This window comes from Gracilibacillus lacisalsi DSM 19029 (assembly GCF_000377765.1).
Classification (GTDB): Bacteria; Bacillota; Bacilli; order Bacillales; family Amphibacillaceae; genus Gracilibacillus; species Gracilibacillus lacisalsi.
The window spans coordinates 65058-74608 of record NZ_KB898680.1; the positions used below are offsets into that span (position 1 = coordinate 65058).

At 38.1% G+C, this 9551-nt stretch carries 9 protein-coding genes; 3 read left to right on the forward strand and 6 right to left on the reverse strand.

Going from position 1 to position 9551, the window contains the following annotated elements; all coding sequences use genetic code 11:
• Positions 1–70: 70 nt before the first annotated feature.
• The 4 genes from menB to D569_RS0119380 are packed head-to-tail and all read right to left on the reverse strand — an operon-like array spanning position 71 to position 4799.
• Positions 71–889: a 1,4-dihydroxy-2-naphthoyl-CoA synthase gene (gene menB, locus D569_RS0119365; protein WP_018934093.1), complete on the reverse strand. Its 819-nt coding sequence runs from the start codon at positions 887–889 to the stop codon at positions 71–73.
• On the reverse strand, positions 867–1679 hold the full coding sequence (gene menH / locus D569_RS0119370) for a 2-succinyl-6-hydroxy-2,4-cyclohexadiene-1-carboxylate synthase (protein WP_018934094.1): 813 nt from the start codon (positions 1677–1679) through the stop codon (positions 867–869). The genes menB and menH overlap by 23 nt, the downstream gene beginning before the upstream one ends.
• Entirely contained in the window at positions 1669–3414 is a 1746-nt protein-coding gene (gene menD, locus D569_RS0119375) for a 2-succinyl-5-enolpyruvyl-6-hydroxy-3-cyclohexene-1-carboxylic-acid synthase (RefSeq protein ID WP_342662702.1), read from the reverse strand. Before menD ends, menH begins: the two co-directional genes overlap by 11 nt.
• Positions 3414–4799 carry an isochorismate synthase gene (locus D569_RS0119380; RefSeq protein WP_018934096.1) on the reverse strand — a complete coding sequence of 462 codons (1386 nt, stop codon included), beginning with the start codon at positions 4797–4799 and terminating at the stop codon, positions 3414–3416. Before D569_RS0119380 ends, menD begins: the two co-directional genes overlap by 1 nt.
• A 232-nt stretch (positions 4800–5031) precedes the next feature.
• On the opposite strand from D569_RS0119380, the gene D569_RS0119385 reads away from it, so the two are divergent.
• Together D569_RS0119385 and D569_RS0119390 are read left to right on the forward strand one after the other, a co-directional pair.
• Complete coding sequence (locus D569_RS0119385) at positions 5032–5964, forward strand: 1,4-dihydroxy-2-naphthoate polyprenyltransferase (protein WP_018934097.1); 933 nt, start codon at positions 5032–5034, stop codon at positions 5962–5964.
• A gap of 15 nt (positions 5965–5979) precedes the next feature.
• The gene (locus D569_RS0119390; protein ID WP_018934098.1) at positions 5980–6354 is read left to right on the forward strand and encodes a PaaI family thioesterase; all 375 of its coding nucleotides are present in this window, start codon (positions 5980–5982) and stop codon (positions 6352–6354) included.
• Positions 6355–6389: 35 nt separating this feature from the next.
• On the opposite strand, the gene D569_RS0119395 is transcribed toward D569_RS0119390, so the two are convergent.
• Both D569_RS0119395 and D569_RS0119400 read right to left on the reverse strand, forming a co-directional pair.
• A complete protein-coding gene (locus D569_RS0119395; RefSeq protein WP_018934099.1) occupies positions 6390–6968 on the reverse strand; it encodes an ECF transporter S component in 579 nt (192 codons plus the stop codon).
• Positions 6969–7035: 67 nt separating this feature from the next.
• On the reverse strand, positions 7036–8094 hold the full coding sequence (locus D569_RS0119400) for a M20/M25/M40 family metallo-hydrolase (protein WP_018934100.1): 1059 nt from the start codon (positions 8092–8094) through the stop codon (positions 7036–7038).
• Between the two features lie 70 nt (positions 8095–8164).
• Here D569_RS0119400 and D569_RS0119405 point away from each other — a divergent pair, with 70 nt between their 5' ends.
• Positions 8165–9184, forward strand: coding sequence for a potassium channel family protein (locus tag D569_RS0119405; RefSeq protein ID WP_018934101.1), 1020 nt, complete (start codon positions 8165–8167; stop codon positions 9182–9184).
• The last annotated feature ends 367 nt before the right edge of the window (positions 9185–9551 follow it).

Sequence of the window (9551 nt, forward strand, 5' to 3'; positions counted from 1 at the left end):
TATAGGGTTGTAACTTTTAAAACGATGTGCAGCAACAACCAGCTCCGGGCGTTCTGCACTATTGTACTTCTTATGGAAAACGTGGGAATTGTTTGAAGTCCGGTTTACGTTTTTCTTTGAACGCATCGCGGCCTTCTTTTGCTTCGTCTGTTGTATAGTAAAGTAATGTCGCATCTCCACCCATTTGTTGTAGACCTGCTAGTCCATCTGTATCTGCGTTGAATGATGCTTTTAGGAAGCGAAGGGCAGTTGGTGATTTCTCCAACATTTCTTCACACCATTGAATCGTTTCTTCTTCTAACTTCTCAAGTGGTACTACTGTGTTAACTAAGCCCATATCCAATGCTTCTTGTGCATTATATTGACGGCATAAATACCAAATTTCGCGAGCTTTCTTATGACCAACAATACGTGCTAATAAACCTGCACCATAACCCGCATCAAAGCTTCCTACCTTTGGTCCTGTTTGTCCGAAAATCGCATTGTCTGCAGCAATTGTTAAGTCACATACAATATGTAGTACATGACCGCCACCAATCGCATAGCCTGAAACCATCGCTACAACCGGTTTTGGAATAACACGAATTAAACGTTGTAAGTCTAGAACATTAAGACGTGGAACCTCGTCTTCGCCAACATAACCGCCATGACCACGAACTTTTTGGTCTCCTCCGGAACAAAATGCTTTGTCTCCTGCACCTGCTAGCACGATTACACCTACATTGGAATCATCACGTGCATATGTAAAAGCATCAATTAATTCGTTCACCGTTTGCGGACGAAATGCATTTCGTACCTCTGGGCGATTAATAGTAATTTTGGCAATACCATTATATGTTTCATATAAAATATCTTCATAAGTACGTTCACTTACCCATTCTACTGTCATTTGAATGACCCTCCTCTAAAATAAATTCCTCTAATATTGTACCAAAAATTTTTATTTGTTCCACATGAATTGCATGTCCAGCATTCTCAATAATTGCTAACCGACTATTTGGCATCCATTTATCCATTTTTTTATTGATCTCAACAAACTTCTGGTCCCGCTCGCCCACCATTAATAATACAGGCATTTTCAATTGAGCAAGTTGGTTCCAGACTGGGGGCATCATGCCGGTCCCCATCGTTAATAACGAATGTACTAAACCTTCTTTTGCTTGCGATAAGCGCTCATGGCGAATTTTTTCTCTTATTTCAAAAGGCAATTGTTTTTGGGAAGCGAATAGCGGGATATTCTCCCATTTATTCACAAATACTTCAAGAGAGTGGTTGGAAATATAATCAGCAAGCTCTTGGTCTTTATGTTGTCTTGCGTCACGCTCTGCTTTAGTAGCTAAACCTGGTGATGCACTTTCCAACGTCAATGTCCTTACCATTTCAGGATATTTACAGGCAAATGATAAAGCTGTTCTTCCTCCCATCGAATAACCGACGAGATCAAACAGCTCGAGCCCCAGTTCATTAAAAACACGGTAAAGGCCCTTACAACAGTCATCCATTGACTCCACTTTAGCTGTTGTATGACCGTGCCCAGGCAAATCAATGACGATCAACTGTTGCTTAGAAAAAAAAGGACGCAGTGATTGCCACGTTTGTGAAGAGCCGGTAAAACCATGCAATAACACAACAGGCTGACCGTTACCATAGCGTTCTACCCAATAGTTATCAATATACATTACGATACTCCTCTAAAATAGTGAGAGTATGCTTTTCGATATTTTGCCATTTTTGTTGGTGCCAAATGACATTTTCATTCCGATCTGTTTTAACTTCGATTAGCGATACACCTTGCTGTCGATAGCTGTTTTCAAGCGCATGTAGATAAGCTGACCACTCCTCTACTGAAGTGAAATCAATATCATAAAGCGCTGCTACCTTTTCAAATTCAACAGATTGTGGTGTTCCAAATAACATTTCATAATGAGGACTTTCTTCTTTCGCTTGTGGTAGAAATGAAAAAATTCCTCCACCTTGATTGTTAATTAACACAATAGTCAAATCGAGTTGATAATTGTTTGTTAGTAATAGACCATTGATACTATGCAAAAAGGAAATATCGCCAATCAATAACGTAACACGCTTTCCACTCGTCGCCATCCCTAGTGCCGTTGATAGAACACCATCGATACCATTGGCACCACGATTCGCATGAATATTTATCGTTTTATCTGTCGCCAACCAGAATGTGTCGACATCTCGAATCGGCATGCTATTCCCAACAAATAGAATACTTTCATCAGGGATAATCGTTTGGATGCCACGAACTGCCAAACCTTCTGTTAAAGTTTGTTGCTCTTGAATCAGTACGTTTTTTGCTGACTTATTTAATTGTTGCCACATTAATAACCAATCACGATCAAATGATAGCGAAAGACTTGCTAGTTGTTTGGCAATGTCTGCTGGTTTTCCATATATGTAATGTGCTCGCTTGATCGATGGGTTTCGAAATGTTACATCTTCATCAATAATAAATTGCTCGATATCATTTTCCTGCAAAAGTTGTAGAATAGGCTTCGAAACAGGCATAGCACCAAAACGAACGATAAAATCTACATGGACGAGTTCTCTTACTTTTTTAGATTTCAAGATACTGTCATAGCTTTCTATCACCACATTTTCTCCATCCAAATGTCTTAAAGACGAAAGTGGATCAGCAAATACAGGTAATTGCCATTTTTCCGCTAAGTCTAATACTGCATCCGCTAAATCAAGATAATCATGTGAGCCACAAATAATGATTCCACGTTTTCTTCCATGCAATTGCTGCTCAATACCCTTTAACACAGATCCAGACATCTGCGTCTCTTCAAATGGGAAATGCTGTGTGGTGATAGCACCATTCCCCCAAACATCATCTAAGCTGAAGTCGGGGATAAGTGGTTCACGAAAAGGAAAATTTAAATGAACCGGTCCTTTCACTTGATATTGCGAAGTATGTACTGCTCGATCTGCATGATTTCGTGCATATTGCAATATGTTCGGCGTTGCTTCTGGCAAAGCCATTTCGTGAAACCATTTCACATAGTCTCCGTAGAGCTTAATTTGATCAATGGCTTGTGGTGCACCAACATCACGTAATTCATGTGGGCGATCAGCTGTCAGGACAATTAACGGAATGCGACTATAGGCAGCTTCAATAATGGCCGGATAATAATTAGCAGCAGCCGTACCAGAAGAACAGACTAGTACGACAGCTTTCTTAGTTTGCTTAGCGATCCCTGTTGCAAAAAATCCCGCAGAGCGTTCATCTATATCTACCCAAATATTAAATTGATTGTACTCTGCAAACGTGAGAGATAACGGTGTTGAGCGTGATCCTGGAGAAATAACAACATCACGCACACCACTTTGATAAAGTTGGTCAACGAAATGACCAACATATTTGGTTAAAGATTCCATAAGACTCATCATTATCCTCCCAGCGCTTGTAACATTGGGGTAAATTTAATACTTGTTTCCTGATACTCTATTTCAGGGTCTGAATCTTGAACAACTCCACAACCGGCAAATAACGATGCTTTGTCTCCAGAAACAAGTCCAGATCGAATTGCCACTGCAAATTCCCCATCAAAATACTGATCAAACCAGCCAATTGGAGCACCATACCAGCCACGTTCCAATTGTTCAAATTTACGAATAAAGTCCAACGAGCTTTCTCGTGGAAAACCACATAAAGCCGGTGTTGGATGAAGTTTTTCCACTACCTCCAATAATGTATAGCCTTGATCTAATTCCGCTTGAACAGGCGTAAATAAATGCTGAAGGTTTTTTAATGGATATAAAATCGGTTGCTCCGGAATTTCAACATACTTGGCAAAGGAACTAACCGCATCCTTAATCATATCTACTACAATTTGGTGCTCATTACGGTTTTTCTGGTCGTGTAATAATTGCTGTCCCAATTGGTTATCTTCTTCTTTCGTTTTACCTCTTGGAGCAGTTCCAGCAAGACAAGTAGAAAATAGTTGTTGCTGATCTACCTTCACTAAACGCTCAGGTGTTGCACCAATAAAACATACAGATTCTTTTTCCCAAGCAAAAATAAAACTGTTCTCCTGTGTATTTCGTAATTGATCAAGCACTCGTCCAATATCACAAGAATCACCAAATTCAATTTGCAATTCTCTTGCTAGAACAATTTTGTCTACCTTTTTTGAATCAATCGTATTGGTCGCTTGCTTCACAAGTTTCTTCCATTGGATAGGATCTACTTCATGCTTTAATACGATGTTGTTCTCCTGGTATGTTGGTTTTTGCGCATATAATAACTGATTCTTTCTCGTTATTAGTTCTGCTGCTAATTGATCAACATTACTTCCTTGCTCTACATAAGCTGTTGTCGTCAAAAAGGTTTGATTGCTTTCCATCGTTAATAAAAAGGTAGGTACCCGAAATTGACTCCCGTTGAACGATTTCCATAATTCTGCTGTCTTTTCATCTGCATCAAATGGAAAACCACCAAAAGCAATTGGGCCTGTCTTATATTGATCAAAAGGATTAACTATCCAACTGTTTTTCAAGACTTGTTTCCAGTTTTCTTTCAATTCATGATAAGAATCATCCTCATCATGAAAAAGCAATGCCTCTCCCACTCCAACAAATGTAGTTTTTTGGTCTGCACTCTGCCAAAAAACCCGATCTTCCCCCATCGATTTTCCAGTTTGAAAGAAATCAATCGGATCGAGTCCTTCTATTTGCTCTGTAATACTAACAAAGGTTGGTGCCGATTTATTTATAGAGTGTTTTTGTGCTGAGTGTAAAACACCATCTATCTTTATTTCCTTTGTTTCAATCATGGATAAACCCTCCAATATAATAGGGCATTTTTTCATAAACGCTATTCATTATAGTATAAATTGCTCTATTTTTAAAGATAATAATGTCTTCTCTAGCTTATATACCCTTTAATAGTATAACAAAAAACTTAACATTGGTGATGGAAATTGTTTATGACAATAGTTTGACACATATATAAGTATTCACTAAACTTATAATGTTACTTAATTTTTATCAAGGAGATTTCTTACAATGGAAACAAAAGCAAACCATTTAAATGAGAAGCCTGGATTTCATATATGGTGGAGATTACTGAGACCACATACGTTGACCGCTTCTTTCATCCCTGTTTTTGTCGGAACGATGTTAGCGGTATTAGATAATAGTTTCCGACCACTGTTATTTATTGCAATGTTAATAGCAGCCATGTTGATCCAAGCAGCAACAAACATGTTTAACGAGTATTATGATTTTGCAAGAGGCTTGGATAACGAAAACTCTGTCGGCATAGGTGGAACCATCGTCAGAGATGGGATAAAACCAATTGTCGTAAAAAGATTAGCCTTTAGCTTTTTCGGGGTGTCCATCTTATTAGGAGTATACATTTGTATGACATCGAGCTGGTGGATCGCACTAATCGGCAGCTTATGTATGCTAGTGGGATATCTATATACCGGCGGACCGATACCAATTGCCTATACACCATTCGGAGAGGTTTTTTCTGGATTATTAATGGGAACAGTCATTATCGGAATTAGCTATTATATTCAAACATTAACAATCACATGGCAAGTACTCGTTATCTCTATTCCTATCGCTATATTAATTGGCTGTATTCTGTTAGCCAACAATATTCGTGACTTGGATGGTGACAAAGAGAATGGACGAAAAACGATCGCTATTTTGATCGGCAGAAATCGTGCTATCTTTCTTTTATCTAGTTTAATGTTGCTTAGTTATGCGTTGACAGCCGCATATATTATCTCTGGACTATTACCACTTTATAGTATTATAAGTTTATTAAGCATTTTGAAAGCACGCAAAGCAGTGCGTACATTCCAAGCGAATACAACAAATGTTGGGATGATACCCGCCATGGTCGCGACAGCTCAAACCAATACCATTTATGGGGCATTAATCGGAATATCCTTATTATTACAAATATTGATGCCTCTGCCATTGTAATCGGGAGGTATACTGATGCATAACACTTTAATGGAAGCATTACAAATGAAAGTGAAAGAACAAGCAAAAAGTCTTGTCGCTATTGAAATGCCAATTACCGGAAGTGTCAAGCAACCAATGGGGTTTCTACATGGAGGTGCAACCGTTGCTTTGGCCGAGACAGCCGCAAGCATCGGCGGCATGGAATATGTTGATACTAGTTCTCAAGCGATTGTGGGTATCGAAATTAATTGTAATCATCTAAAGGCGAAAAAAGATGGCGTTATTACTGCAAAAGCAACCCCTCTTCACATTGGCAAGCGTACAATGGTATGGAATATACAAGTGGAAGATGAAGGCGGAGATTTAATTGCCATTTCACGCTGTACATTAGGAGTTATTAATAAATAAGCAGAAAAAAAATCGAGCCACTGCGCTCGATTTTTTTATTTCTTCTGTATCCAGTTTTTAAGTTTGGTGAAGATTAGTGCAAAAACAACACCTACGATCATCCCTTTTATCAGGTTAAAGGGCAGGATACCAACTAGTACTGTACTACGCTTTACACTCTCGGACATTTCTTCCCAACCCATAAACCAGCTGTATGCCGGGATAAATAAGATGTAGTTTAAAAGGCTTAAACCAATGGTCATCAGCAAAGTACCAATCCCTAAACCGATTAGCACGCTTTTCATCGAACGGGATTTCATATACATAAAACTAACCGGTACGACATAGAACATTCCGGCAAAAAAATTGGCAAGTGCACCAATTGGATCAGAAATCCCAGTTACAAGCACATACAATATATTTTTAATGGCTACAACCACTACCCCAGCGACTGGTGAAAAAATAATCCCTGCAATTAGGGCTGGAATATCACTTACATCGATTCGCAAATAGGCTGGAATAAAAGGAAATGGTAAAGGAAAATTTAAAAACATTAATAATACCGAAATCGTACCCATAATGGAAATCACAATTAAACGATAGAGGTTACTTGTTTGGGCAGAAGATGAATTCAATATGTTTGCCTCCCCATCGAGATAATAATTTAATCGTATGGGTTTTAACATTTTATGTCAACATTTTTTAATCATCTAATGGATTTAAACTTTCCTTTCCAGTCATATTGGCGATCATTTCTACCAGTAAAGAGATTTCTTCTTCGATATCCTTTATACTCGCCGTTTCAACAGGTGAATGCATATACCGTAATGGAAGCGAAACTAAACTGATCGGTACACCTTTACCAGTTAAACGCATCTTATCAGCATCTGTTCCAGTATGTCGTGGTGTTAATTCATATTGGACATCGATACTTAAATTTTTGGCATTATTTTCTAACAATTGATTTAATTTACGATTGATTGGTGCTCCTTTTGCCAATACAGGGCCACCATCTAAACGAATGTCACCGTGCTTTCGTTTATCAACAGATGGGTAGTCCGTAGCAAAAGTAACATCTATTGCTACAGCGGCATCAGGTTGAAGGCCAGCTGCTGCGAAATAGGCACCTCCCATATTTGTTTCTTCATTCACTGTACTGACACCATAAACCCCAATATTGATATTCTTATCAGAAAGTCTCCTCATTACTTCAGCCACAATAAAAGCACCTGTACGATTATCTAAACCTCTACCCGAAATATAGCGGTTTTTTAAGATTTCTGATTGACGGCGGTACACGACTAAATCCCCGATTTGAATGTCTGCTTCTATTTCCGCTTTATCTTTTGCTCCACAATCGATAAATAGCTCATCTACATCAAAATCACCTTTTATTCCTCCGTGATGTTGAGCATTCACACCAATCACACCTGGTAGATGTTGTTCTTGCCCGATAATTTCCACCTTCATACCAATTGCTGCCTTTGGATTAATACCACCCATTTTATCAACATAGACAAAGCCATTTTCATCAATGCGATTAACAACAAAGGCAATCTCATCACAATGACCAGCCAAAAGCAAATGAAAATATGCTTCTTCATTCTTTACTGCAATAACATTACCAGCTTGATCAGTACGTATTTCATCAACGAAAGGCTCCACGTATTTCATCCATTTTTTCTGAATTTCCATCTCCATACTTGACGGAGATGGTGTATGCAATAATTCTTGTAAAAACGTTATTCTTTCTTTTTCCATAATAAACATTCCTCCTAAGTAAGAATAAGGTACTTGAACTTGTTTAGACTATATTAAAAAAGGTGATCACATGTTTTGGCATAAATGTGTACAGTTCTACTTCCATCTTCCCATTATTGTACGATTATTATTAAGTGTATCAATACTAATGATAATGTTCGGGTCTCTTATCCATTTAATCGAACCTGATCATTTCCCTTCTGTGTTTGACGGAATTTGGTGGGCGATAGTCACAGGATCAACAGTTGGATATGGAGATTATGTACCGCTTAGTACAATCGGCAAAATCATAGCTATCCTGCTAATATTAGCCGGGGGTGGTTTCGTTACCTTTTACATGGCTACTTTGTCTGCTGGAACAATCAAATTTGAACAAGATTTATCAGAAGGAAAAACTGCTTATAAAGGTACGGACCACACCATTATTATAGGTTGGAATGAACGAACGAAACAATTAATTGACATGTTTGAGACTCATAACCTTAATACAGAAACCGTATTGATTGATCATTCTTTAAATAAGCTATCATATCAGGAACATCACATACATTATATCAAAGGCGAGCCTACTTCAGATAAAACATTGCAAAAAGCTAATATTGAACAAGCAAAATATATTGTTATTACCTCAGATCCTAATTTAACGGAAGAACAAGCTGACCGGCAAACGATATTAAGTATTATTGCAGCGCGTGGCAATAATGCTTCCATCCGTATCATTTCCGAAATTTTAACCGAAATGCAGCGAAAAAATGCAATTCGCGCAGGTGCTGATGTAATAGTCCGTTCTAATAATTTCATGAGTTCCTTATTTTATCAATCACTTTTCCAAACTAATCCCCAAGTTACAGAAATTATAGCAAAAACTTTGGAAGAACAACAATTTTGCTCACAATTAGTTGACGAAGATCTGATTGATAAAGATTTTTATTTCTGTGCTCAACATTTTTTAGCAAATAGAAAATGGTTGATTGGTCTATTTAGAGAAGAGGAAATGATCTTACATCCCGATTTTGCCTTACGTATAAAAAAAGGAGATTCTCTCATATTTTTACAACCATTAGAACATAACCGAAAACAAGTTGAATAATACCAAAAACTGAGCAAAACGCTCAGTCCTCATGACTTAAAGCTAAAGATTTACGATTTCTCTAGCATCCATTATCAAATACTTGAACAGCTTAACCACCACTCCAACTGCCCACTTCCCTCGTATGATATAGGCAACCTTAATTTTAAGGTATCCCCATGAAATTGTATAATGGGGGTAATCAGATGGAGGTATCGTTACTTCCCTTGAAGCTTAGTCTTCGTCGGAAAGTCTGATGCCTCCTTCTTTATAGAATGATTCGTATCAGCTGGATGACACAGACGTTGTCGAATATCGAACGAGGATGGATAGCTATAAAGATGCGGAGGATTCCTCTTTTCTGATTAATCTATCACACGGGTGGTGT